This window comes from Streptomyces sp. NPDC050610 (assembly GCF_040654875.1).
In the GTDB taxonomy this organism is placed as follows: Bacteria; Actinomycetota; Actinomycetes; order Streptomycetales; family Streptomycetaceae; genus Streptomyces.
The window spans coordinates 1-23579 of the sequence record NZ_JBFAIV010000032.1 but is presented as its reverse complement, the minus strand read 5'-3'; the positions used below and the strand labels follow the sequence as shown (position 1 = coordinate 23579).

General features: G+C 69.5%; 18 protein-coding genes. 8 read left to right on the top strand and 10 right to left on the bottom strand.

What is annotated here, in order from left to right; genetic code table 11:
* Positions 1–454: 454 nt before the first annotated feature.
* Complete coding sequence (locus AB0I22_RS30810; protein ID WP_363134246.1) at positions 455–1045, bottom strand: snapalysin family zinc-dependent metalloprotease; 591 nt, start codon at positions 1043–1045, stop codon at positions 455–457.
* A gap of 329 nt (positions 1046–1374) precedes the next feature.
* Here AB0I22_RS30810 and AB0I22_RS30805 point away from each other — a divergent pair, with 329 nt between their 5' ends.
* Positions 1375–2088, top strand: a complete 714-nt coding sequence (locus AB0I22_RS30805; protein ID WP_363134245.1) for a DUF998 domain-containing protein — start codon at positions 1375–1377, stop codon at positions 2086–2088.
* A 463-nt stretch (positions 2089–2551) separates the two neighbouring features.
* Here AB0I22_RS30805 and AB0I22_RS30800 read toward each other — a convergent pair whose 3' ends face one another.
* Positions 2552–3376 carry an alpha/beta hydrolase gene (locus AB0I22_RS30800; RefSeq protein ID WP_363134244.1) on the bottom strand — a complete coding sequence of 275 codons (825 nt, stop codon included), beginning with the start codon at positions 3374–3376 and terminating at the stop codon, positions 2552–2554.
* A 70-nt stretch (positions 3377–3446) separates the two neighbouring features.
* On the opposite strand from AB0I22_RS30800, the gene AB0I22_RS30795 reads away from it, so the two are divergent.
* Entirely contained in the window at positions 3447–4397 is a 951-nt protein-coding gene (locus AB0I22_RS30795; protein WP_363134243.1) for a helix-turn-helix domain-containing protein, read from the top strand.
* Positions 4398–4764: 367 nt separating this feature from the next.
* On the opposite strand, the gene AB0I22_RS30790 is transcribed toward AB0I22_RS30795, so the two are convergent.
* From AB0I22_RS30790 to AB0I22_RS30780, 3 genes are all read right to left on the bottom strand, one after another.
* Positions 4765–7071 (bottom strand): hypothetical protein, encoded by a 2307-nt coding sequence (locus tag AB0I22_RS30790; RefSeq protein ID WP_363134242.1) that lies wholly within the window; start codon positions 7069–7071, stop codon positions 4765–4767.
* A 656-nt stretch (positions 7072–7727) separates the two neighbouring features.
* Positions 7728–9173 carry a carotenoid oxygenase family protein gene (locus tag AB0I22_RS30785; protein WP_363134241.1) on the bottom strand — a complete coding sequence of 482 codons (1446 nt, stop codon included), beginning with the start codon at positions 9171–9173 and terminating at the stop codon, positions 7728–7730.
* Positions 9174–9701: 528 nt separating this feature from the next.
* Positions 9702–10364 carry a pentapeptide repeat-containing protein gene (locus tag AB0I22_RS30780; protein ID WP_363134240.1) on the bottom strand — a complete coding sequence of 221 codons (663 nt, stop codon included), beginning with the start codon at positions 10362–10364 and terminating at the stop codon, positions 9702–9704.
* 78 nt (positions 10365–10442) lie between these two features.
* Here AB0I22_RS30780 and AB0I22_RS30775 point away from each other — a divergent pair, with 78 nt between their 5' ends.
* Both AB0I22_RS30775 and AB0I22_RS30770 read left to right on the top strand, forming a co-directional pair.
* On the top strand, positions 10443–10988 hold the full coding sequence (locus AB0I22_RS30775) for a TetR/AcrR family transcriptional regulator (RefSeq protein ID WP_363134239.1): 546 nt from the start codon (positions 10443–10445) through the stop codon (positions 10986–10988).
* 167 nt (positions 10989–11155) lie between these two features.
* On the top strand, positions 11156–12388 hold the full coding sequence (locus AB0I22_RS30770) for an FAD-dependent oxidoreductase (protein ID WP_363134238.1): 1233 nt from the start codon (positions 11156–11158) through the stop codon (positions 12386–12388).
* A 346-nt stretch (positions 12389–12734) separates the two neighbouring features.
* Here AB0I22_RS30770 and AB0I22_RS30765 read toward each other — a convergent pair whose 3' ends face one another.
* A complete protein-coding gene (locus AB0I22_RS30765) occupies positions 12735–13439 on the bottom strand; it encodes a TetR/AcrR family transcriptional regulator (RefSeq protein WP_363134237.1) in 705 nt (234 codons plus the stop codon).
* 149 nt (positions 13440–13588) lie between these two features.
* Between AB0I22_RS30765 and AB0I22_RS30760 the strand changes: the two genes are divergently transcribed.
* Entirely contained in the window at positions 13589–14347 is a 759-nt protein-coding gene (locus AB0I22_RS30760) for an SDR family oxidoreductase (protein WP_363134236.1), read from the top strand.
* Positions 14348–14870: 523 nt separating this feature from the next.
* On the opposite strand, the gene AB0I22_RS30755 is transcribed toward AB0I22_RS30760, so the two are convergent.
* Positions 14871–15263 (bottom strand): helix-turn-helix domain-containing protein, encoded by a 393-nt coding sequence (locus AB0I22_RS30755; RefSeq protein ID WP_363134235.1) that lies wholly within the window; start codon positions 15261–15263, stop codon positions 14871–14873.
* Positions 15264–15369: 106 nt separating this feature from the next.
* Here AB0I22_RS30755 and AB0I22_RS30750 point away from each other — a divergent pair, with 106 nt between their 5' ends.
* Entirely contained in the window at positions 15370–16203 is an 834-nt protein-coding gene (locus tag AB0I22_RS30750; RefSeq protein ID WP_363134234.1) for an enoyl-CoA hydratase/isomerase family protein, read from the top strand.
* Between the two features lie 330 nt (positions 16204–16533).
* On the opposite strand, the gene AB0I22_RS30745 is transcribed toward AB0I22_RS30750, so the two are convergent.
* Both AB0I22_RS30745 and AB0I22_RS30740 read right to left on the bottom strand, forming a co-directional pair.
* The gene (locus AB0I22_RS30745; RefSeq protein ID WP_363134233.1) at positions 16534–18099 is read right to left on the bottom strand and encodes an MFS transporter; all 1566 of its coding nucleotides are present in this window, start codon (positions 18097–18099) and stop codon (positions 16534–16536) included.
* Positions 18100–18140: 41 nt separating this feature from the next.
* Entirely contained in the window at positions 18141–19544 is a 1404-nt protein-coding gene (locus AB0I22_RS30740) for an MFS transporter (RefSeq protein ID WP_363134232.1), read from the bottom strand.
* Between the two features lie 873 nt (positions 19545–20417).
* Between AB0I22_RS30740 and AB0I22_RS30735 the strand changes: the two genes are divergently transcribed.
* Positions 20418–21566 (top strand): serine hydrolase domain-containing protein, encoded by a 1149-nt coding sequence (locus AB0I22_RS30735; RefSeq protein ID WP_363134231.1) that lies wholly within the window; start codon positions 20418–20420, stop codon positions 21564–21566.
* Positions 21567–21886: 320 nt separating this feature from the next.
* Here AB0I22_RS30735 and AB0I22_RS30730 read toward each other — a convergent pair whose 3' ends face one another.
* Complete coding sequence (locus tag AB0I22_RS30730; RefSeq protein ID WP_363134230.1) at positions 21887–22330, bottom strand: MarR family transcriptional regulator; 444 nt, start codon at positions 22328–22330, stop codon at positions 21887–21889.
* A gap of 100 nt (positions 22331–22430) precedes the next feature.
* Between AB0I22_RS30730 and AB0I22_RS30725 the strand changes: the two genes are divergently transcribed.
* Positions 22431–22823, top strand: coding sequence for a nuclear transport factor 2 family protein (locus tag AB0I22_RS30725; protein ID WP_363134229.1), 393 nt, complete (start codon positions 22431–22433; stop codon positions 22821–22823).
* Positions 22824–23579 lie beyond the last annotated feature (756 nt).

Here is a 23579-nt window from a genome sequence, read left to right as displayed (position 1 = left end):
CCACGGTCACGAGGGGCGCTCTTGAGGCGGTGCCTCGGCCATGGGTCCGCAGGCTGCTGGAGCGTCGGGCGGACGTGCCGCCTGAAGAAACCGGACGTCCACGGCTTCTCGGCCCTCGACTCTCGGCCCTCGACTCTCGTCGCGGTCGTCGCCCGCCACCGTGCGTCAACACCTGCCGCAGGCCGGCTCGGCTCCGCCTTCGACGACACTTGGCGCGCGGCCGCCCTGCCCACGCACTCATCCGCCGCTGTCCCCTTCGGTCCGCGAGGTTCTGTACGGTGCCGCGATAGTCGCGGCACCGTACAGAACCGCCTGCGATACCGACACCGGCCGCACCGACGGTACGACGCGGTCGGCCGCGTCTGCTCCTGGACGCTCTGAGGAATGCTCGTGCCTGTGCGCTACGGGGTCCCGCTCCGGTTTCGCGGTCGGCCGGTCCCGGGAGCGTTCGGGGTCAGTGCGCGCCGGAGCGAACCCGGCCGGGCCAGACGTCGATGACTACCTGGTGGTGCCTCGGGCGTGTCGCCGAGGCGCCCGAGGCGTAGTTCCGGTCGACCCGGGCCGCCTCGGCCGCGTTGGGCTTGGCGTTCGTGCAGGAGGGGCCGGGGCCGTGGCCGGACATGAGCTGCGAGCACGGGCCGTTGTAGGTGTCGGGCAGCCCGAGGATGTGCCCGGTCTCGTGTGCCGTTATCCGGGTGATGTCGTAGCCCTGGTCCAGCGCTTGGCGGCCGAGCTGCACGTCGCCGTGGCCGCCGGGGAAGACCGGCCCCAGCGTGGACATCGGCCAGCCGTTGGTCGCCTTGTATATGTAGTCGGCCGAGCCGGGGGTCTTCGTCGGCTTCAGCTGCACGTTGTGCACCGCGGTGTTCCAGGTCTGCACGGCCTGCCGGATCGCGCCCTTCCACTGACCGGCCCGGCTGTCGTCGTAGGTCAGGGTGACCACCGCCCGGCCCGTGTGCGGTGCGGGGTCCGCCGAGGCGACGCCGACCGTGGTGCTCAGCAGGGCAGGTATGAGGGCCGTCAGAACGGCCATTCGCTTGCGCATGGGACGGGTGCGCCTCCTTGGGTCTCAACTGCTGCCCGTAGTAAAGAATGTAGACGCGAGCATGACAACCCCTCTCCGGGTTTTCGGGGCGCGGCGGCCGTCATGTCGGCGCAGCATCAGCGGCCGTGACGGCGGATCAGGCGGGGATGAGGAGGAGCTGTCACCCCGCATCCACCGGGCGCGGTAGGGCGGCGGCGGGATCGCGCCGGGCCCTCCCGGGAGCAAACTCGTCTCCTGTGCGAGTTCCTGATAACCCTCTGCCCGGTGCGGGTAGGGATCGAAGATCGGATCGGGTCGATCAGTGAGGGCCACAGGTGGAGATGCGGGGTGTGGTCAAGCGAGGCGGGTCCGGCGTCTGGCGCCCGGCCAGTGGGGCGGGGATGCGGCAGTGGGCGGCGATAGGTCTGCTGGCGGCGGCCGGCGTGATGTACAACGACTGGCTGCTCCAGTGGTGGGTCCCGACCGGGCTGGACTGGCGCGACTCCTATGTCAGCGAGGCATTCGCCGCCGACCAGCCGCACCGGATGATGTTCAACGTGGTCGAGCTGGCCACGGCCGTCATAGTGCTGGCCGCGGCCGGCCTGGCCGTAACCGTGCCGGGGCGGCGGGGATGGCCGGCCGCGGGGTGGGGGGCGGTGGCGGCGTTCGGGGCCTGCTCCCTCGCGGATGTCGCGCTGCCGATGCGGTGCGCGCCCTCCCGGGAGGCGGGGTGCCCGGTCGACAGCGTCGCGCATACGCTCACCAGCGGTCTGGTGCACCTGTCCGTCTTCGCCTCGATAGCGGCCTTCATCCTCGTCGCCCGTTCGGGACCGAGCGGTGGATCTCGGGCGGGGCGCTGGGCGGTTTGGCTGCTGCCGGTGTCGATGGCTGCGGCGATCGCCTCCGCCGGGCCGTATGTGGGCTATCCGGGTGGGCAGGGGATTGCCCAGCGGCTGCACCTGGTCACGGTGGGGGTGTGGCTGTGGCTGCTGGCAGCCGATCTGCCGAACGGCCCGCGACGGCTGGCCGACCGCGCCAGCCGCTCCGACACCGCGAACGCCTGATCGCTGAACGCAGGTCACCGGAGTATGCGGACCGGCGGACGCTGCGCTTCCCGCTCATCCTGCTCTCCGGTGCGACGCGGCATGGCGCGGGGGTTGCTTCGGACTCCCCTCCATCACTCGGGGCGGCGGCGCCGGAACGGAACCCGAACAGCCCGGCAGCCGCCTCCGCCGGGGGCCGGGCCCGTCACGGATCTGTCCGCCCGCCCCGGAGAACAGTCCGGGCTGACGCCACTGCGCGGTGCCGTACGGCGGTCAGTTCGGGTGGGAAGCGGGGAAGAGACGAGTGCGCTCGTCGGGCTCGGCGGCGCAATGGACGCCGCGGGCCAGGCAGGGCCGCAGGTTGGAGCGGTAGGTCGGAGTGGCGCGAGCCGACGGCCTTGAGCGCCGAGTGCGATCCGAACCGCAACCCATGGGCACGGCATTCATCCTGCTCAGCGGCCTCAAAGCCGATCGACCACTGCCTCTACGCCGTGAAGAAACCGGCGAGCGCGCGGCCGATCCGGTCGGGGGCGTTCTCCGTGGGGATGTGATCCGCGTTCGGGATCCGGATGAGCGTCGTGTGGGGGATCTCTGAGGCGAACCGTTCCGCGTATTCCACCCTCTCGTGGAGGTCGTCTTCGCCCCAGATCAGCAGCTTGGGCGCGGGGGACCGCTGAAGCGCGGGAACGACGTCGAGCGTGTAATGGTTGTCGGCCGCGCCCGCCAGGGCCAACCAGGAGCGGCGGACCCGCTCATCGGTCCACGGATCCACGTAGTCCGCGATCAACGACTCGGTGCCGACGTGGGCCAGTACCCTCGTGACCGCCTCCCGACGGGCGGCGAGCACACCCTCGGTCGTGTCCGAGTCCTGGAACCGGGCTACGTGAGGCGCGGGCCAGGAGTCGTAGAGGACCGAGTTGACCAGGGCCAGCCGGGACACTTCGAGCCCGTCGAAGGCGAGGAGGTGCTGGGCGATGGCGCCGCCGATGTCGTGGCCTGCCACGGCGACGGGTCCGGAGAGGTTCAGCGCGGAGGCGAATCGTGTCACCCAGTCGGCGAGGGCCGGAACCGTGGCTGCTTCCGGGGTGAGCTGACCTCCTGAGCGGCCGAGGCCGGGGAGGTCGACCGCGATGGGCCGTAGCCCCGCACCGGCGAGTTGGTCCAGTACGGGGAGCCAGACACGGCTCCAGTACGTTCCGTGCAGCAGCAACACGGGCGGGCCGTCCTGCCCTGCGGTCAGGTAGCTGGCCGGTTCGCCGTCGACCTGGACCGAGGTCCTCAACACTGTTGTTCCGGTGGTTTCACTCATGGAGCCACTGTGACCTGTGCGGGCCGCCCGTCCGAGAGTCCAGAAAGACACCTACAGGTACAATCTTGCCATGCGTCTTCATCGGGTGGTGGCCCTGCTCAACCCGCCTCAGTCGCCCTTCGAGCTCGCCTGCGCCACCGAGGTCTTCGGCACCACCCCGCAGGACGAGCAGCCCCGCTACAGCTTCCGGATCTGCGCCGAGCACCCCGGCCCCCTGCGGACCACCGCCGGATACGCGATGCTCGTCGACGTCGGCCTTGAGGCTCTGGAGCACGCGGACACCGTGGTCGTCCCCGGCTGGCAGCCGCCCGGCACACCCGTGCCGCAGGCCGTCACCGAGGCGCTGCGGGCCGCCCATCGGCGCGGGGCGAGGATCGCCGCCATCTGCACGGGAGCCTTCGTCCTCGCCCAGGCCGGACTGCTCGACGGCCGTCGCGCCACCACCCATTGGCGCGACGCCCCCCGGCTCGCCGCAGCCTTCCCGGAGGTGCGGGTGGACCAGGACGTGCTCTTCGTGGACCACGGCGATGTGGCGACCAGCGCCGGAACCGGCGCCGGCATCGACCTGTGCCTGCATCTGGTGCGTTCCGACCACGGCGCGGCATACGCCGCCCAGATCGCCCGGAACATGGTCCTGCCGCCGCACCGGGAGGGCAGTCAACTCCAGTACGCCGCACAGCCTGTACCGGCCAAGGCGGACGAATCACTGGCGCCCGTACTGGAGTGGGCCGCCTCCCGGCTCGACGCCCGGCTGACCCTCGACCGTCTCGCCGAACACGCCGGGCTGTCCAGCCGGACCCTCGCCCGGCGGTTCACAGAGCAGCTCGGCACCAGCCCAGGACAGTGGCTGCTCGGCCAACGCATCGACGCGGCACGGGTATTGCTGGAACAGACCGACCTGCCGGTCGAAGCCATCGCCACCCGCGTCGGGCTCACCTCGGCAGTCAACCTGCGCCGCCGCTTCCGGGCGCATCTGGGCACCACCCCCGGCGCCTACCGACGCACCTTCAGCCAAGCCTGACGGCCGGGCGGCCCGAGGGCGAGACGCCCTCGGACTGCTTGACCGGGATCCTGCCTGACGCGCCTGGCGGCGGCGGAACCTTCGCTCCCCTCTGCCTGCCCGGCGGCAATGAGCTCCTGCTGAAGCCCGACGGCACCACGAAGGCCGGGACGCGGTACCGCACCCACAGCGGCGAGCCTCCCGCCAGGGGTTCGAGCGCGACTCAGGGGGCTTCCAGGGGGCATCAGCGATCATGCGTATCCCCTCCGCCACGCCTGCATCGCCTGGCGCCCGCGCTCATCGTCAGCCGCCGAGTCCGCGCCTACCGGGGCAGGCGCGGACTCGGCGGAGGGGAGTTGCCGGCCGTCGGCGCGGCCAGGGCCGGCCGTCAGCGGTAGGTGCCGCTCATCTCGACGTCGTCCGGGCTGGGCTGGCGGACCCGGACCATGCGTTCGTCGATGAAGACGTAGATCCCGCCGGTTTCTTCCTCGATGTAGTACGGCTGACCCCTCGGGTCGATCCGGAGTTCGTACCCTTCGAACTCGGGGTGCCTGGGGTGTCGTCCCGCGCCCATCGCACTGCTCTCGCCACGCTCCGGGCGGGAGGAGACCGACTGGCGCCGCCTGGAATGAGTGGTGGGCTGCCGACTGGACGACGGTGCGGCGCTCCTCCTGGACGACGATTCGGCCGAGGGAGCCGTCGTGCCTCCCATGGCGACATCACGGACGGCCTCGCTCCGTTCGAGCAGCGGCATGCCCTTGCGTGTGATGGCCTTCCTCAGGTTGTCCCCGTTCTCACCTGTGTAGAGGTATCGGGACATCTGCGGCACGTCGTAAGCACTGCGGCGGAGCCGGGCGAGTGTCATCAGAAGTTCGTCCGGCGCCTTGGTGGGGTTGAGCTTTTGAGAGGCGCGGTCGAGTTGGCCCTTGCTGTCGAGCTTGCGGAACCTCTCCCAATCCTGGACCCAAGGATCGCTGCGGAGACTGGAAAGGGCATCGTCGATTTCTTGCCGGCCCTGATCGTCCAGTTGCCCTCCCTTGGTGAACTGCTTCGAGGGGGCGCCCCTGTGCCTTTCCCTGTCCTTCGGCTGGCTCGGCAGTTTGTTGGAGCGCGACGGCATATGCTCCCAATGCCCCTCGTTTTTGTACCTGGTGAGATATGTGCCGAGTCGCGTCTCGTGCAGACCGATAGCCTGGCCCAGAGCCACGAGGGGGATCCGCCGCTTCCTGTTGTAACTGTAGGCGAGTTCCAAGGCTCGCTGACGGCCTTCGTTGGTGGGAGGGTATGCCGCCGTCCCGTTCCAGAGCTCGTCGAGTTCCGCTGCCTGATTTTCGGTCAGCTCATCCAGGCGACGCCCCACGGCATGGGGCTGCGACCCCCGGCCGATTCCCACGTGGGCCGTCTCCAACTTATAGGCCTGCTCCATCTCCCGACGCGGCTTCCGGACGTACTGCTTTCCTTCGAACTCGGCATCGCTGGCGGGCGGCGTCACATCGGCCTGCCGGGACGCGTACCGCCCGGGGACCCTGATGGTGGGCCCGCCACGCCGGGACTCGGCTCCCGCCGGCGCTGCTTCGTGCCTCAGCGCCGGAGTGCTCGTGACGTCTTCCTGGACCATTTGCCTGATGTATTCCAGATAATGCTCGTCCATGATGTGCTTGTGATGCTCGGCCAGATTATTCACAGAGGTTTGGAAGTAGTGTCCATAGTTCTCGTCGAAGGTGAGCCCGCCGAACCCCATTCGCTGCTGGTAGTACTTCAGCGCCGCGGCGCACCCCATGCAGGGACGGTATTTGCCCATGATGGACAGGGGGCCGGAGACGTGGCGCGGGCTGATACGGGCGTAGCCGAGGGCCAGCAGAAGCTTCTGCTCCGCGTGCACCGACTTCTCGCGGGTCTGCTTTCCTGTGCGCTTGCTCTTTCTGGGGTCCAGTGCCCCGAAGCGCAGCAAGATGACCCGTCCCTCGAACTTCCGCGATGTGAGCATCGCATGCAGGTCGTCATCCTCGATATTCGCAACGATGACCGGTGCGTCGAGCTTGCTGCGCAGGGCCATGGCGGTGGCGTCGTACCCCCGGCCCTGCTCACCCGCGCCACGCTGTTTCTTGGCGATCGCCTTGTTCTTCTTGCGGTAGCTCTCCAGCTTGTCCAGCAGGTTCTCCGCCTCGTGGTGGCGCAGGCCCTGCGTGCGCCCCTCGTCGCTCTGCTGGATCTTCAGCAGTTCCTGCAGGGAGGGGTCCTCACCGAATTGCTTTTCGCCCTCGTCCACAAGAGTGTCGATCGACGAGTTGAAGTTGGTCGCGAACACCAGCCGGTCATTGATCAGCATGCCCTGGACCTCGCGGTTGTCGCTGTCCTCAGCGGCCTGGTCCGGCTCGGCCTCGCGGGCCCGCTCTTGGGCGCCTTTCATACTGTCGAACAGCAGGGTGCTGGTCTCCGACAGGGTCTGCTCAGCCTCTTGACCCCTCATGTCACGCGGGAAGCGCATCCAGAACTCGTCGTGGGCCCTGCCTTGATGCAGGCCGCCGTAGTTCATCATCGGCGGGGCGTTCACGTGGGCGGAGATCTGCTCCGTGACCTGCTCGGGAGTCATTCGCTGCGGGGCGGGGGCGTGTCCGCCGCCCCCGCCTCCGTGGCCCCCGTGGTACATGCGCTGCACAGGGAACGCGGCGGGGGCGGGGCTCGCGGCGAGCATGTGTCCGACGGTCGAATTGCCGACCGAGCCCTGCAAGGCTCTGACATAGGCCGGGTTCAGCCCCTCGGCCCGAGATGGGGATCTGCCGGGCCTGGCGCTTCGGTCGTCCGGGCGCTCTTGTCCACCGTGTCCGCTCGAACCAACCTGCCGCCGCCACATGCGCCCATCCTCCTTGCCGACAACTGCCGCGTCGGAACGAAAAGGATCAGTCCATCGCGGTCGCGGCACACCATCCAGGACCGCATGGGCAGAACCGGGGGCAGGCAACGTTGCCCTGGAAGCCGAAGGCGGACGGGTCGCGAGCCGGACCGTGCCGCGCTGAGCGTTCTGTGGGACGGGACACCGCCGGCCAGGGGGCGGGGAGGGCGAGTACGTACGGGCCGCGCGTAGTGTCCACTCTCACGATGATGGCGGCGCCGGCCTCGTGGCCATAGGCGGTCGACGGGCGGGCGGTGCCGATAGCGTCGTCGGCACCGTCTCCGCCCGCGTACGCGGCGAACTCCGACACATCAGTGGTGCTGCACGGCCCCGGCATCGTGGGAACGGTCGTTGGATCGACCGCTCTGAGGGTGTCGATCTCTGCGTTGCGGAGCCGGGCGAGCAGGGCCCGATTGGAGCAGCGGCGGCCGTAAGCAGGGACGGGGGCCGGTCGCAGGCTACGGGGATGGGGCGGCCGGTTCGGGCGGGGGTGCTGGTATCCAGTTGCCGTGGAAGCCGGCCGGTATGCGGACGGGGACGTGGATCTCGGCGACCGGGTCGGCGTCGAGGTCGGTGGCGTCCAGGATGGCCAGGTAGCTGGTGCCGCGGGCGCGGTCGTGGGCGAAGGCCATGAGGTAGCCGTCGTCCTCCCGGTCCGGGCCGGCGCCGGAGCGGGGGACGAAGACCGCTTCGCCGCAGGTGTGGCCGGCCGGGAAGCGGTGGGTACTGCGCAGGGCGCCGTGGGTGAGGTCGTACTTGTAGATCTCGGCGTGGTGGGGCTCGGCGTCCAGGGCGAAGCTCGTGGTGTAGCCGTAGCGGTGGGGCAGTCCGGTGCGGGTGTCGGCGATGCGGGGGTATTCGCTGGGCGTGTCGTCCAGTGGAGTCTCGGTGACGCGGCCGGTGGCCAGGTGGAGTACCCACTGGTGCAGGGCGGGCAGGCCGCCGCCCGGGTCCTGTGGTCCGTGGCGCCACAGGGTGGGGACGCGGGTGCCGGTGACGGTGATCGTTCCGTGGGACTCGAAGGCGTTCAGGGTGTGCCACACGTAGCAGGGAGCGATGTCGAACCACCGCACAGAGTCGTCCTGTCCGTCCTGCCGGCCCTGCCTGTCCTGTCCATCCGGCCCGTCCTGGCCGGTCCGGGGCAGGACGCCGAACCGGGCGCGGTGGCTGTCCTCCCACCGCCAGGGCAGCCCGCCCGCCGCGGCCTGCTCGGCGTCGAAGACGACGGGCAGGTCCATGAAGACGACGTGCCGTGCGGTGATGGCGAAGTCGTGCATCATCGTGGCCCGCGGCACCTCCACGGTCTGCCGCCGCAGGACCTGTCCCGCCGCGCCGGCCCGGTAGTACGTCAGATACGGCGGTCGGACGCGGTAGCCGAAGAAGTGCAGTTCCCCGGTGCGGGGGCAGGTCTTGGGGTGGGCGGTCATGGGGGTCTCCAGCGCCCCGTCGAAGGTGAAGGCTCCGAGAGTCGCCAGGTCGGGGGTTATCTCGTAGGGGAATCCGCCTTCTTCGAGGGCGAAGAGCCGGCCGGCGTGGGCGATGAGGTGTGTGTTGGCCGTGGTGACGCGGTAGTCGATCCGCGAGGTGACCGGGTCGAAGGCGAGGGCGAACCGGGACGCGCCGGGCTGCGCGTGCAGCGGTGTACGGACGTAGCGGTTGCGATACCAGGCGGCCTGCCCGTCGGCCAGCGCAATGGTGTGGATCATGCCGTCACCGGCGAAGAAGTGCGGAGACCAACCGGTGCGCGGATTGGGCCCGTTACGGAAGTACTGACCGCGCAGCTCCTTGGGAATCGCGCCGATCACCGCGCTCGGCCGACATGTGACCTCGGCCGGGACCGGCGCGTTGTTGCCCGACAGGTGGAGGGGCGCACGGGAGCCGGATGGCTCCGAAGGCATCGTCATCGGCCGTCTCCTGCCATGAGATGAGGTACCCAGCGTCCCTCAAGACGGATTCCGGCGGCAGTCTTGTACTTTTCACACGCATCCGCCGCTACGAGGTGAACCGCGGACCTCACCCGGCGAAGGGCACAGCCCGTGGCCAACGCACCGCGAGCAGCCGCCGGGTCCAGGAATTCGAAGCCCCTGTCCCCAAACAGGTCAGGGCCGGCGTCGACGCGGGTCGGCGCGAGCACGCTCCCCGCGCCGAGGGCCGCGAGGGCTTCTTCCAGGAACATGCCGCGGGCCAGCGGGACGACCAGGGCGGTTCAGGACGCCCACCAGCAGGAGCAGATCGGTCCACGGGACAGCCGCGTCTTTGACGGCGAGCTCACCGGCGGGCAGCCCGCAGCCGGGGGGACCGGTGCGGGAAATCGTGGCGGCCGCGACGGAGGGTTTCGAGGGCCAACAGGCCGGCCGCGCCGCCGGCGGTGGCAGCCGTCAAGATCCCGAGCGCGGTTCGGCGTTCCACCGGCCCGGGTACGAGCACGCCGCTCACCCCTCCACGCGCACCCCGATCCGCGCCGCGAACGCCGGGGCCAGCTCCATCAGCTGGGTCGGGCTGATCACCGCGCCCGCCAGCCGGTCGAGCCCCGTCGCGATGTCCAGCTCCGCCGCGCCCCGCAGGTCCACATCCTTCAGTTTCGCCTGATGCAACTCGGCCCGGCGCAGCACGCAGTCCTGGAACGCGACCCGTTCCAGGGACGCACCCCCGAAGTCCGGCTCGGCCAGCACGCACCCCTCGAACGTCACATCCGTCAGCTTCGCCTGGCGCAGGTTCAGGAAATCGATCTTCCCGCCACGCACCACCACCCTGTTCAGCCGCGCCCCGTGCATCTGCGTACCGCCGAGCCGCGCGTCCCGCAGCTCCACGTCCCGCAGTTCGGCGCCCTCCAGCCGCGTACCGACGCCCCGTATGCCATCCAGGACTGAGTCGAGCAGCCGCGCGCGCCCGAGGCGGGCCTCGTCCAGCCCGCAGCGGTACATCCCGCAGTCCAGGAACGTCGCCCCCGCACCGTCGGTCCCGCTCAGGTCCAGGTCCTCGAACCTCAGCCCGTCGTAGTCCCCGTCGGGCTCCAGCTCGCGCCCTTCGTACGTACGCAGCTCCGGCAGGGTGATATCCGGTCGCCGTGCCTCGCGCTTCACTGTCTTCGTCATACGCCCATCCTGCATCATCGAGATGCGTTTTCGCGTCTCGTGAGGCATTATTGCGTCAGAAGATATGGAGGTGTTGCCGTGCCGGTGCGTACCGATGTGGACGCGGTGCTGGAGCGGGCGATCCGGGCGATCGCCCAGGACCGGGGTGCGTCGATGGAGGAGCTGGCCGCCCGGGTGGGGGTGAGCCGGGCGACGCTGACCAGGCTGTTCTCCTCCCGGGAGGGCCTGATCGACGCGATGGGCCGCAGGATTCTCGCCCACTGCGAGGAGGTGCTCGAAGAGGCCCGGCTGCCGGATGCTCCCGTCGAGGATGCCCTCGGTGTGCTGGTCGCCAACTATGACGCGCTGGCCCAGTTGTGGAGCGTCGTCTACGTCGAGGCGGATGTTCTGGGCGTTCCCGAGCTGAGCGCCGCGGCCGACGCCGTCGTACAGGAACTCACCGCCTTCGCCGTCCGCGGCCAGAGTGAGGGCCTGTTCCGTACGGACATGCCCGCGAACTGGCTCGGCTCCGCCATGTGCTCCCTGGCCGAGTGCGCCTGGCAAATGGTCAACGAGGGTTATATGGGCGCCAAGCAGGCCCCCGACTACCTCACCAAACTCCTCCTCGACGGCGCACGCCCCTGACCGCCGGCCGACCGCCCGGCTCCGAGGCGCCCCTCACCGACCACCTGGCCCGGCTGCGGTCATCGGGCTAGGACACAGCACATGAGCGGAACGAGCAGACGCTGGTTTCCGGCCGCGAGCGGGCGACCGCGGCCGCCGGCGCGACCTCCTCAGAAACGAGCCCGACCATGCCCCACGTGAATGATGTGCCCGAGCCTGTCGCGTTCCTGCGAACCTCGTGGTCGACCGATCCGTTCGCGCTCGGCTCCTACTCCTACCTCGCCCCCAGCCCGCTGGGCGTGTCCGTGCGCGAGAAACTCGCCGCCCCGGCCGGCCGCCTGCACTTCGCCGGCGAGGCCACCTCCGGCGAGGCGCCGGCCACCCAGGCCGGGGCCCTGCTCAGCGGGCGGAGGGCAGCCGACGAGATCACCAAGGCGGCGCGCCCAGGCGAACACGTCATCGTGATCGGCTCCGGCTTCTCCGGCCTGGGCTGCGCACGCGACCTGACCGACGAGGGCGTGCACGTCACCGTCCTGGAGGGCCGCGACCGCATCGGCGGCCGGACCTGGACCGAGCGTCTCGACGGCATCCCGGCGGAGATGGGCGCCTCCTGGATCCACGGAAGCGAGGGAAACCCCCTCACCACGCTCCTGCGCGAGACCCGCGGACGCTCCTATCCCTTCGACTACGACAGCGTCGTCGGACGTGACGAGGACGCGATCGCCGAACTCGGCGCGCGCATGGCGAAGTCCGAGGACATCGAAGACCCCGACACCACCGCCGTCTCCGCCCTCCTGCCCCACCCGATGCCACCGGAACTGCGGTACGCGGTCAACTCCGTCCTGGTCCAGGAGTACGCCGTCGAACCAGAACACCTCGCCCTCTCCGCCCAGGAGGAAGGCGTCGCGGGCCAGGGCCGCGACCTCCTCCTGCCCGACGGCTACGACAAGCTCCTCGCCCACGTCCGCGGCACCATCCCCGTACGCACCGGCGCCGTCGTCACCCGCATCGCCCGAGACCCCGGCGGCGTGACCCTCACCCTCGCCGACGGCGAGACGCTGCGTGCGGACCGGTGCGTCATCACCGTCCCTCTCGGCGTCCTCAAAGCGCGGAAGATCACCTTCGAACCCGCGCTCCCCGCCCAGAAGCGTGAAGCCATCGACGCCCTGGGATCCGGACTCCTCGACAAGCTCTGGCTCCAATTCCCGTCCGTCTTCTGGGACAAGAACGCCGACCTTCTCGAATGGCTCGACCCCGCCGACCCCGGACGCTGGTCCTGGTGGCTCAACGGACACCGCGCTTTCGGCAAACCCGTCCTGCTCGGCTTCAACGCGGGCCGCCCCGCGCACGACCACGCCCACCTCACCGACCGCCAAGTCGTCGACAGCGCCATGGACGCGCTGCGCCGCATGCACGAGTGACGCTCAGTACGCTCGTGTGCCGCTCCATGGGCCAGTACTCGACGACGGTCGACGGCTTACACCGAGCGGGCGTCCCGCCGCTCTGAAGGAGCATCGCTCATCCGCTGCGGGCGCAGGCCGGGCCGCCTGTTCACGCCGGAGCGGCGGCCGGTGCGCCCTCGCGGGTGCGCGGTCCGGGGACGACGATTGCCCTGGCGATCAGGCTCAGGCCGAGGCAACTGTTCGTGTTCCTCTCGAACCGCCCGTAGGGGTTCACGGTCGGATCCGATGGGATTCTTGCCGCCGCGAACCCCCGTGCTCACGCGGGTTCATTGGACGCGCTGCTGCCCTGTCCTCAAAGGATCGTTCACCGGCATGCGTCGCCGAGTGGAGACGTCGCGGATGTTGAGCATCGCGCGCCAGCGCCAGCGTCAACGTTCCGGCTTCGGGTCGGGGCGTATCTGGCGAGCATGGTCTGGACGGCCTGTTCGACGGCGTCGTGGATGTCGGAGGCCGCGGGGTTCCAGTCGGTCAGCAGCATGCGCGGCCACAGGACGTAGTTGGCGATCATGCCGAGGAACTGGTTCGCGGCGCTCACCGCGTCCGGGACATCGGCGTTGCCCGCCTCGTGCTCGGATTCCAAGTAGCGCTGAACGGAGGTGAAGTAGGGCAGTTTGCCGAGCTGGAACTGCATCCGTCCCAGTTCGGGGAAACGAGGCAGTTCGGCGATGACGATCCGGAACAGGGCTGTCATGCCGGGCCGGCCGACCAGGTCGGCATAGCGGTGGCCGACAGTTGTCAGTCCGGAGCGCAGATCTCCGGCCTGTGGCCGCGCGGCGGCGTCGCCGGCGTCACGCTGCCAGGACTCGGTGACGATGGCCTCGAAGAGGGCCGCCTTGGTGGGGAACCGCTTGAACAGGGTGGACTTCGAGACCCCGGCCGCTTCGGCGATCCGGGCCAGTGAGGTGCCGTCGTAGCCACGGTCCAGGAACAGTTCCGTGGCCGCCGTGGTGATCGCCTCGCGTTTCTGCTGCGCGAGCCTGCGGTGGTGCGCGGAGAGTTCTGCTGCCATGCGGACAGTATGCCGCAGACCCGAGGCGAGTCACTTGACTCGCCTCTGCGGTGCTGCTTACGGTACGAGAGCAAGGCGAGTCGAGTGACTCGCATCCTGTCTGTGGCGCCCGGATGGATTCCGGCAGCCGCGCGGTGGAGGGACAGTTCATGACGATCGACAAGATCGCTTTGGTGACCGGTGCGAATCGCGGCCTCGGACGCGGCGCGGCCATCGCCCTGGCCACACGCGGGGTACGGGTCCTGGCCACCCACCGCGGTGATGCGGCCGGGGCCGAGAAGACGGTGGAACAGGTGCGGGCGGTGGGCGGGACTGCCGCCGCTCTCCGGCTCGACATCAGCGACGTCTCCTCTTTCGCGTCCTTCACCTCCGAGCTGAGCGAGCAACTGGAGCACTGGGGTGCTTCGCGGCTCGACATCTTGGTCAACAACGCGGGAGTGGGGATCTTCGGACCGCTGGAGGACGTCACGACCGACGACTTCGACACGGTGATGGGCACCAACGTCCGGGGTACGTTCTTCCTCATCCGGTCACTTGTGCCGCTGCTGGCCCAAGGCGGCGTCGTCATCAACGTCTCGACGTCACTGACCCGCCACACCAGCCCCGCCACCTCGGTCTACTCCGCCTCGAAGGCCGCCGTCGAAGCCCTGAGCCGCACCCTCGCCGCAGAACTCGGCCCGCGCGGCATCCGGGTCAACTCCATCGCCCCGGGGCCGACCGCCACCGATTTCAACGGCGGAGCGATGCGGGACGACGCCGAGATGCGCCAGGTTCTGGCCGGACAGACCGCGCTCGGCCGCGTCGGCGAACCTGAGGAGATCGGCGACGCCATCGCCACGCTGGCCTCCGAGGGCCTGCGCTGGGTCACCGCCCAGCGCATCGAGGTCTCCGGCGGCGCCCTCCTCTGAGCGACCGAGCGAGGGCCTATGGCCCCGGGCAGTTCCGGGAGCTTGAAGGAGTAGCGGCCGAGCATGGTGACGTGGCGGCGTACGAACGGGCCTGCGACCGCTACGGGGCAAGCCCGTCCCCGACGACGAGTGGGTGAGGGTCTTCAACCGGCCGTCCCCGCAGGGGCGGTGATCGTCAGGCCGTTTGTGCTGCTCACGGGGGTGTAGCGGGTATCGGGAGCCGTCACAGCGGCCGAGGCGGTGACGCCTTCGCGTACCCGCTCGGCAAGGCGTCCCCGGTAGGCGAACTGGCGGCACGCGGGGCGGCGGTGGGCCGCGTCACGGCGGGGTGACCTTGGCCGTGGGCGAACCGCCGGCCGTATGCCGGACAGCGCACGATGTGCTCGGTCTCGACGCCCTGGGCGAACCACAGGTCGACGGCCACAGTCTCGACGTAGTGCCGCCACCACCCGCAGGGCGGCGGTCTTGCGCCTCGCCGAGCAGAACCGCTTGTCGCCGCGGGTTGACATCATCGAACAGGCGGCTAAACGTCAGCCCTGATGTCGTACGCCCGCTGGCAGGACTGGATCTCTCCGCTGTGCTCGACGGTCCAGTCGTAGAGCCGGCCGAACGGCTCGCGCAGGGATGCGCCCAGGGGGGTGAGCGAGTACTCGACGCCGACCGGTGAGGTCGGCAGCACCGTGCGCTGAATCATGCCGTTGCGCTCAAGACGGCGCAGTGTCTGGGTGAGGACACGTTGCGTGATGCCCTCCAGGCCCCGCTTCAGTTCATTGAACCGGGTGGGCCGCTCCAGCAGCTCCATCACCATCATCGACCACTTGTCCGCTATCTGGTCGAGGATCGGCCGGCTGGGGCAGTTCGCCCGGAAAACCGTCCGTGCTTCGGCGTCAACGCTGTGCAGACCGGTGTCCTTCATGATCCTAGGTGCTCCCAAAGTGCGTTCTTGACCGTCTGGGCGCCGTCGTCGACGGTAGGTATGCATTGCAAACCTACATGCCCAACGGTAACCATCGGAGAACCTCATGACCAACGATGCCTACTCGACGCTGCACGTGAGCAGCGAACACGGCGTCGCCCGGATCGTCCTCGATAATCCCCCGGTGAACGCGCTCGGAACGACGATGATGCGTGAGCTGCGGACGGTGCTGACGGGCCTCAAGGACGACGCTTCCGTCCGCGTGATCGTCTTCTCCAGCGCCAACTCGGAATTCTTCATCGCTCACGTGGACATGCACGTCGGGGAAGAGATGGACGTCCTCCAGGAACTCGCCGCATCCGCGCCGGCGGACGTCAACGTGTTCCAGGCGATCGGTGAGCTGATCCGCCACCAGCCCCAGGTGACCATCGTGAAGCTCGCCGGGAAGGCCCGCGGAGGCGGGGCGGAATTCGTGGCCGCGGCGGACATGACATTCGCCGCCGTCGAGACCGCTGGACTGGGTCAGATCGAAGCGCTGATGGGCATCATCCCCGGCGGGGGCGGAACGCAGTACCTCCGGGACCGCGTGGGGCGCAACCGCGCACTGGAGGTGATCCTCACCGCCGACTTGTTCGATGCCCGGACCGCGGCGTCCTACGGCTGGATCAACCGGGCCCTGCCGGCCGACGAGCTCGACGAGTACGTCGACCGGATCGCCCGTAACATCGCCGCGCTGCCCGACGGCGTCATCGAGGCAGCCAAGCACGCGCTGCCTGCCGATGATTTCAAGGAAGGACTCCTTCGTGAGAACGATGCTTGGGCGTCTACGTTCAGCGAGCCGGCAGCTCAGCGTCTGATCAGCGGGGGTCTGCGGGACGGGGCGCAGACGCCGGCCGGCGAAAGCGATCTTGAGGGACTGATGCGCAGTGTCGCGCGCTGATCGCCGGGCGGGCGCATGACACAGCGCTGAACGGCCCCACGGCCGTATCGCTCGTCCATCAAGCCATTGAGCTCCCGATTCGGGTTCAGGTTCGGCTTCGGAAACACGCACCCACGGGTCCGGTCCGCCGCCGCGAAGACCCCGGGCAGCCGTACGGCCGCGAGCGGCTTCGCCTCCCGTGCTCGGTCGGCGGCGGCCGAGGGCGGCGGAGCTCAGTGACAAGGTGACTGACGAGACGCTGGACCACTTCGGTCGGTCAGTGCTCACTCGCATCATGGGGCATCACCAATCAACTGCCCTGCTCGGCCGCGGAGTTACGGGATTACGCTGTCACGGATGCGAGGCGGCGCCCCTTGCCCGCCCGGGTGTGCCGGCCTCCGCGAGGAGACGGGCGGTGCGTTCCGCCGACTTCTGTGCCCAGCGGCCGTTGGTGGCCGCGCCGACCAGCAGGACGGCCACACCGCAGCCGGTGATGACCCACCAGGCGGGCCGGGCGGCGTCGGCGAACGCATCCGGGTATGCGGCGCCGGTGATGTTCCGGGTGCCGTGGGCCAGGACCGCGCCGATGACGGCCACGCCCAGAGCCTGGCCGACCTGGCGGCTGGTGGTGGCCACCGCGGAGGCGACTCCGGCCTGGGACAGGGGCATCCCGGAGACGGCGGTGTTGGTGATGGGCGCGTTGACCATGCCGGCGCCGATGCCCAGCAGGCAGTAGCCCAGGAAGAGCGAAGGGCGGGATTCTTCGGCATCGCAGGCCGCGAAGAGCACGCCGCCCAGGGCCATGGCGGCGCCGGAGAGGACCAGCGAGGGGCGAGGCCCGTGGGAGGCGACCAAGCGGCCGGATGCGGGCGCGCTGATCAGCATGAACGCTGCCATCGGCAGCAGGTACAGGCCCGCGTGCAGCGCGTCGAGACCACGTACGTTCTGCAGGTAGAGGGTGTTGAGGAAGAGGAATCCGCCGAGGACCGCGAAGCCCGTGACGGCGATGGCGACGGCGCCGCTGAACGGTGCGCTGCGGAAGAACCGGAGATCCAGCAACGGCTCGGCACGGCGCGATTCGTATCTCAGCAGGCCGAGGAGCGAGGCGGTGGCGCCCACCAGGCAGGCCAGGACCTCCGCCGAGGTCCAGCCCTTGCCGGGCGCCTCGATGATGGCGTACGTGACCGTGCTGAGCAGCCCGACGACGAGCAGTTGCCCGATGGGGTCGGGCCGGCGCGGCGCGGGGGCGCGCGACTCGGGGACGTAGCGCAGGGTGGCCCAGACGGCGACGACACCGACAGGAATGTTGATGAGGAAGACCGCCCGCCAGCCGACCGTGTCCACCAGCAGGCCGCCGATGAGGGGGCCGGCGGCCATGGCCAGGCCGAAGACGCCGCCCCAGACGCCGATCGCGCGAGCTCGTTGGCTGGGGACGGTGAAGGTGGTGGTGATGATCGACATGGCGACGGGGTTGAGCATCGAGCCGCCGATGGCTTGCACCACTCTGAACAGGATCAGCGTCCCCAGGTCGGGCGCCACCGAGCACAGTGCCGAGCCGAGGGCGAAGACGATCAGGCCCGTGGTGAAGACCTTGCGGCGGCCGACGCGGTCGGCGACCGAGCCGGCCGGCAGCAGCAGGGACGCGAGGACCAGGGTGTAGGAGTCGACGGCCCACTGCATCCCGGAGAGGGAGGCGCCCAGGCCCCGCTGCATCACCGGCAGGGCGACGTTCAGAATGGTGCTGTCCAGGCTGACCAGAAGCAGGCTCGTACAGCAGATCACCAGGATCAGGACGCGCCGCTCGCGTGGGAGTTCCGTCGTGTCCGCGTCTGCTCGGAGTTTCCGTGGCCGTGCCCGGGTCGATGCGGCGGAGCAGAGGGGCATCGCCGGATCACCACGGTCGTGTGCGGTGCGCATGGACGTTCCGGGATCGGCGCCCCGGCCACGCGGTCGGCGGGTCACGGGCTCTTTTCCAGCGCGGGTACGGCATGGGATACGGGGGTGGGGTCGGCCTCCGCGGGGAGCGGGACGGGCGTCGGCGTGTCGCACGGGTCGGTCCCGCCGGCGTGCGCGGTGCGAAGCGCCTTGGGCAGGGCGAAGGCGCAGACGGCGGTGGTGATCAGGGCGAGCGCGGTGAGGTACCCGCCGAAGAGCGGCATGTCGCCGTGGCCGCTCAGAGCGGTTCCGACCAGGGGCAGGGTGCCGCCGACCAGAGCCGCGGTGGCCCCGTAGGTGAAGCCTATGCCGGTGACGCGGCAGCGCATGGGCAACAAGTCGGACATCACCGCGAGCGAGGATGTGGACCACAGTGAGCACAGCAGTGCCCCGCCGCACTGCACGGCCAGGAGTGCGCCCGCCGATGGCCGCAGCAGGAACAGCAGCGGCGCGGTCAGCGCGGTGGTCGCGATGCCGAAGGCGACGAGCATCCGGCGAGGCCCGATCCGGTCCGCGGCCAGGCCGCTCAGCGGCTGGACGACGACGAAGAAGACGAGGGCGATCGTGCTGGTCGTCAACGCGGTCGAGCGGCTGATGCCAGTGGTCAGATGGGCGTAGGTGGGCAGGAAGGTCAGCCACAGGTACTGGGAGGCAGTGCCCGCGAGGATCACCCCGGCCAGGACCAGGGTCTGGCGGGGGTGCCGCGTCAGGAACTCCAGGACCCGCGGCCGTTCGGCCCGCCCGGCCCGGACAGCCTCCGCCACGTCGCTGGTCTCCTGGCTCCGGAACCGGATCCATACGCCGACCAGCGCGGCGACCGCGCCGAGGGCGAAGGGGATCCGCCAGCCGTACGTGCTCATCGCCGCCGGCGGCAGCACCTGGGCGGTGAGTGCCGCGGCCCCGGTGGCCGCCAAGAGGCCGATGCCCTCCCCGGAGTGCATCAGGCCCGCGTAGAAGCCGCGCCGCTTCCTCGGGGCCGACTCGGTCAGGTACGCGATGGCGGTGGACGACTCCCCGCCGGCGGCCAGGCCCTGTACGACCCGCGCGGCGACCAGCACGGCCGGGCTGAGCAGCCCGGCGCTGCTGTACGTGGGCACTGCCGCGAGTATCAGGCAGCCGAGCCCCATGAGCGACAGCGTGACGGCCATCGCCTCGCGCCGGCCGCGCCGGTCCGCGAGCGCCCCGAGCAGCAGGCCGCCGAGCGGGCGGAAGAAGTAGCCCACCGCGAAGACGGCGAAGGTCTGGAGGAGCGGGACGAAACTGTTGTCCGCCGCGGGCGGGAAGACCTGGCGCGAGAAGTAGACGCCGAGGATGGTGAACAGCGTCCAGTCGTACCACTCCACGCCGTTGCCGAGGCACCCCGCGAGCAACTGGCGTCTGCGGGCGCGGCTGGTGGCGGTCGTGGGGTCGTAGACGGTTGCGGACATGCGGACGGCTCCTCCAGAATGTAAATGAAAATGACTGTCATTTCATTCTGCTACACGCCCTGTAAAGCACTCACCAAGAAAGGCTCTTTAGAACGAAAAATCCAGGATTTGTGACGAGTCGCTGCTTCCACTGCGGCGCCGCTCACCCACGGCAGTCGAACCAGCCCTGCGCCAGGGGAGTACGACCGTGATCGCCCGTCAGCCGCGGTCGGGGCAACGCCGACGCCGCCTTCGCCCACCGTGGAAGCACCGGGCGGAGCCGGGACCATTCAGTCCGGCTCCCGGACCCGCTCTCGCGGTACGCCGACGCGCCGGCCGACCGCGCGGCGAACCCCCGCGGGCGCGGCGGCCGAGCTGTTCGCCGCCGCCCTCCTTCTGACCGGGCGCCGCGCAGGAGGGGCCACTGGCCGACCGATCGATGGTGGAGCCCTTCGCGCGCATGAGGGAGAATTTCGCCTGAGTCTTTGCGGATTTCGGCACGGGCCGGGTGAAAGCCTTTCGCCCAGCCCGCGCGTGGGCGTCCAGGACCTGGTCGCGGCGCGGGGGCGACTGCTGCCCGTGTTCGCTCATGTCCACCAGGAGGCCACGGATCGCCTGTGGACAGATCGGCGCTCTGCGCATGCCGGCTCCGTTGAGCCCTCCTGTGACCGTGCGCGGTAGTTGGCGGAGCGCTCCGACTTCCTCGCAGGTCACACCGTTCCCGTTCAACGCGGTTGGCGGGATCTGTTCACGGTGGTCGGCGGATCCGAAGCCCAGCCCGGCCTCCTTGCCGGCGAAGTCGCGCAACCGGGGGTGTGGCGGCGGAATTTCCACGTGCCGCCTGCGGTTTGCGTCCGACGACGACCGAACAGTTGATCAAGCGAGGGGCGCCTCATGCCGATCGAATCCGTACCGCAGGGAACGGTGGCCGAGGGTTTCGAACCGGTCCGCGAGGTGTTCGCGGCCACCTTGGCGGAGGAACGCGAGGGCCACGCCGCGCAGTTGGCCGCCTACGTAGACGGACGCCGGGTCGTGGACCTGTGGGGTGGCCCGGAGATCACCGGCGACTCCCTGACCGGCGTCTTCTCCTCCACCAAGGGCGCCGCGCACCTCGCCGTCGCCCTGCTCGTCCAGGACGGCACACTCGACCTCGACGAGAAGGTCAGCCATTACTGGCCCGAGTTCGCCGCCGAGGGCAAGGCCGGCATCACCTTGCGCGACCTCCTCGCCCATCGGTCCGGGGTGATCGGAGCCGACGACGGCTTCTCCCTGGAGGAGCTCGCCGACGACCGCCGTATCGCCGAACGACTGGCCGGCCAGCGCCCCTTCTGGCGGCCGGGCACGGCCTTCGGTTACCACGGCCTGGTCATCGGCGCACTCACCGGCGAGGTCGTGCGACGCGTCACGGACCTGACGATGCAGGAGTTCTACGAGGCCCGTATCCGCGCTCCGTACGGCCTCGACTTCTATATGGGCCTGCCCGAGGAACAGGAGCACCGGGTACTGCCGACCCTGCCGATGGACCCGACGCCCGAGCAGCAGCCTGAACTGGACGCGGCGGCGGTCAGCCCGGAGAGCCTGCCCGGCATAGCCTTCAACGAACACGCCTCGGACGCCGTCCCCCTCGAAACACTGCCCAACTTCCGCGCCATCCGCGCTGGAGGCCCCGCTTCCTTCGGCGGCATGGCCTCCGCGCGGGGTCTGGCAGGGATGTACGCGGCCGCCATCAGCGGACTCGACGGCAAGGCCCCGCTCCTCAAGCCCGACACGGCGGCGGAGTTCGCGCAGATCCACTCCGTCGGCTACGACCTGGTGGCCCGCCAGCACGAGTCCTTCGGCCTGGGCTTCCAGGCCGAGGCCGACATCTATCCCTTTCTGGGCGCCGGCTCCTTCGGCCACGCGGGCGCGGCGGGCTCAGTGGCCTTCGCCGACCCCCGAGCCGCCCTGTCCTTCGGCTACAACCGCCGGCGCTGCGCCGTCCTGGGAGGCGACACCCCGGAAGCGGCACGCCTGGCGAAGGCGGTACGAGACTGCGTGGCCTAGTGTGATGCGCCGGAAATGGCGGGCTGAAGTCCGTGGCCTGTTCCCGTCTCTCGGGGTTCTTTTGCCGTTGAAGTGGGGCTGTCCGGTGCCGAGTTCGCTGAGTTGAAGCGCTGGGCGGATGGAGCGGTAGAAGCCCGTCTTTACGAGCGCGCCCGCGCCAACCTGGAGTGCGTGGACGGGGCGCCGAATACGCGTGTGGCGTTACCAGTCTGTTCGCCGACTACCTCACCAAGATCACCCCACCCGCCACCGGAAACTAGGGATGGACTTCAGCCCGCTATTTCCGGCGCATCACGCTGGGGCGTCCATCGAAAATGGATCTAGGCGAATGGGCCGTCGGTGACGAAGCGGCGTAGGGAGGTGGCGAAGGCTGCGGCCTCGTCCGCCGGCCATGAGGCAAGACTGGCGGTGATGCGGGCGGACAGGTGCTCGCGCAATGTCCGCACCGTGTGCTGTCCCGCGTCGGTGAGGACGAGCAGGGTGGCGCGCCGGTCGGCGGGGTCCGCTTCACGACGTACAAGTCCGGCTTCCTCCAGTCGGGAGGCGCGGCGGGTGACGCCGGATCGATCGAGCCCTACCTCGGGCGCAAGGTCGGCCGCACTGCAGGGCCCGGTGCGCCCAAGCCCGCTGAGGACGGGGTAGGTCAGTTCGTCCACGGCTTCCCCCATACCGATGGCCAGGGCCCGGTGCAGTCCTTGACGGGTGCTGCGCTTGAGCAGCACGCCCAGTGCCTCGGCGATCTCGCGTCCCGCCTCGGTCTCCATCCACTCAGAATAGCGTGCGCGCCGCACGCATGCGTGTTACGGTGCCTGATATGCGTGCGTTGCGCACGCAACTGGGCTGGGACACGAGAGGAATTCCGTTATGCGCCGCACCGACATCGCCGCCGCACTCGCCGATCTGATCTTCAATCCGGGACTCGATCTCCATGAGGCCGCCGACCGGCATTTCGCCCCCGACTACCGTCAGCGCACCGACGGGCGCTGGGATGACCGCGACGACTTCCTTGAGCACATTGCCCATCTGCGCGGCGTCGTCGCCGAAGGGGTCGTCGAAGTCCATGACGAGCTGTACGACGGCGTCCGCTACGCCGACCGGCACACCGTCCGCATCACCAAGACGGACGGTTCCACCGTGCGCACCGAGGTCTACCTGTTCGGCGAGTTCGCGCCCGACGGCCGTTTTCGGCGCATTGAAGAGGTGACGCTCATGATCGAAGGCGCCGAAGCCGACCGGAATCTGGGCAGTGCCCGCTGAATGGGGGTGCCGGCGGGTAACCGCCTGAAGCCGAGCGGGGGAGTGGTCACAAGGCCGGCTTCCGGCCGGAGTGCGAGGCTCACGTGCTGGTCACAGCCGCTCGTCCCGGAGCTTGCGCCCTGGGTTGCGGCCTCTGGCCCGGCCTGCCCACCCCTCGTCGCTGTTCGAGGCCGATTACCTCACCGTCGAACACGCGGAAATCTATGCCGACTGGAGTAGACATTGAGCGGCGGCGTGGTTATGGTTTCTCTTGTAGCCGAGATCGAACGAGACCGGCAGAGATGAACTGCCGGTCAGCAGTACGCAGTTGCAGGACGGTTCGGTGGTGGAGTTTCGAAGCCAGGGTTGTTGCAGGACGGCGACGGGGCTGACGACCGGACCGGGTGGCCCGAGGTGATCAGGGGCTGCCGGAGCAGTACCGCAGTTCACGCAGTGGCAGTTCGGTAAGTGCGGTTCGCAGTACCCAGCAGTGAGTGAAGTGAGTGAGCGGTACCTCGGTGAAGGCGTCGGCTGCGGGCGCGCGTACCGGGAGGTTCGGCAGTGGGCTTCCAAGCCAGGGCAGATGCAGGACGGGCGACGGGGCTGGCTGCCGAAGAGTGACGCTTACCCAGGTCACCGAGTAGTTCGCATCACCAGCAGTTGGCAAGTAGTGATCAGCCGAGGGAAGAACGGAGGAGCGAGCGCCATCAGGATCGCCCGGGCGGAAATCTTGGGCCCGGGTACCGCAGGACATCGATAGCGAGGTGGTCTCCGGTC

Bases quoted from the DNA above. Each gene is read 5' to 3' on its own strand.
- AB0I22_RS30810 (WP_363134246.1), bottom strand. From the start codon at position 1,045: ATGCGCAAGCGAATGGCCGTTCTGACGGCCCTCATACCTGCCCTGCTG.
- AB0I22_RS30800 (WP_363134244.1), bottom strand. From the start codon at position 3,376: ATGAGTGAAACCACCGGAACAACAGTGTTGAGGACCTCGGTCCAGGTC.
- AB0I22_RS30795 (WP_363134243.1), top strand. From the start codon at position 3,447: ATGCGTCTTCATCGGGTGGTGGCCCTGCTCAACCCGCCTCAGTCGCCC.
- AB0I22_RS30790 (WP_363134242.1), bottom strand. From the start codon at position 7,071: ATGCTCGCCGCGAGCCCCGCCCCCGCCGCGTTCCCTGTGCAGCGCATG.
- AB0I22_RS30785 (WP_363134241.1), bottom strand. From the start codon at position 9,173: ATGACGATGCCTTCGGAGCCATCCGGCTCCCGTGCGCCCCTCCACCTG.
- AB0I22_RS30780 (WP_363134240.1), bottom strand. From the start codon at position 10,364: ATGACGAAGACAGTGAAGCGCGAGGCACGGCGACCGGATATCACCCTG.
- AB0I22_RS30770 (WP_363134238.1), top strand. From the start codon at position 11,156: ATGCCCCACGTGAATGATGTGCCCGAGCCTGTCGCGTTCCTGCGAACC.
- AB0I22_RS30765 (WP_363134237.1), bottom strand. From the start codon at position 13,439: ATGGCAGCAGAACTCTCCGCGCACCACCGCAGGCTCGCGCAGCAGAAA.
- AB0I22_RS30760 (WP_363134236.1), top strand. From the start codon at position 13,589: ATGACGATCGACAAGATCGCTTTGGTGACCGGTGCGAATCGCGGCCTC.
- AB0I22_RS30755 (WP_363134235.1), bottom strand. From the start codon at position 15,263: ATGAAGGACACCGGTCTGCACAGCGTTGACGCCGAAGCACGGACGGTT.
- AB0I22_RS30750 (WP_363134234.1), top strand. From the start codon at position 15,370: ATGACCAACGATGCCTACTCGACGCTGCACGTGAGCAGCGAACACGGC.
- AB0I22_RS30745 (WP_363134233.1), bottom strand. From the start codon at position 18,099: ATGCGCACCGCACACGACCGTGGTGATCCGGCGATGCCCCTCTGCTCC.
- AB0I22_RS30740 (WP_363134232.1), bottom strand. From the start codon at position 19,544: ATGTCCGCAACCGTCTACGACCCCACGACCGCCACCAGCCGCGCCCGC.
- AB0I22_RS30735 (WP_363134231.1), top strand. From the start codon at position 20,418: ATGCCGATCGAATCCGTACCGCAGGGAACGGTGGCCGAGGGTTTCGAA.
- AB0I22_RS30730 (WP_363134230.1), bottom strand. From the start codon at position 22,330: ATGGAGACCGAGGCGGGACGCGAGATCGCCGAGGCACTGGGCGTGCTG.
- AB0I22_RS30725 (WP_363134229.1), top strand. From the start codon at position 22,431: ATGCGCCGCACCGACATCGCCGCCGCACTCGCCGATCTGATCTTCAAT.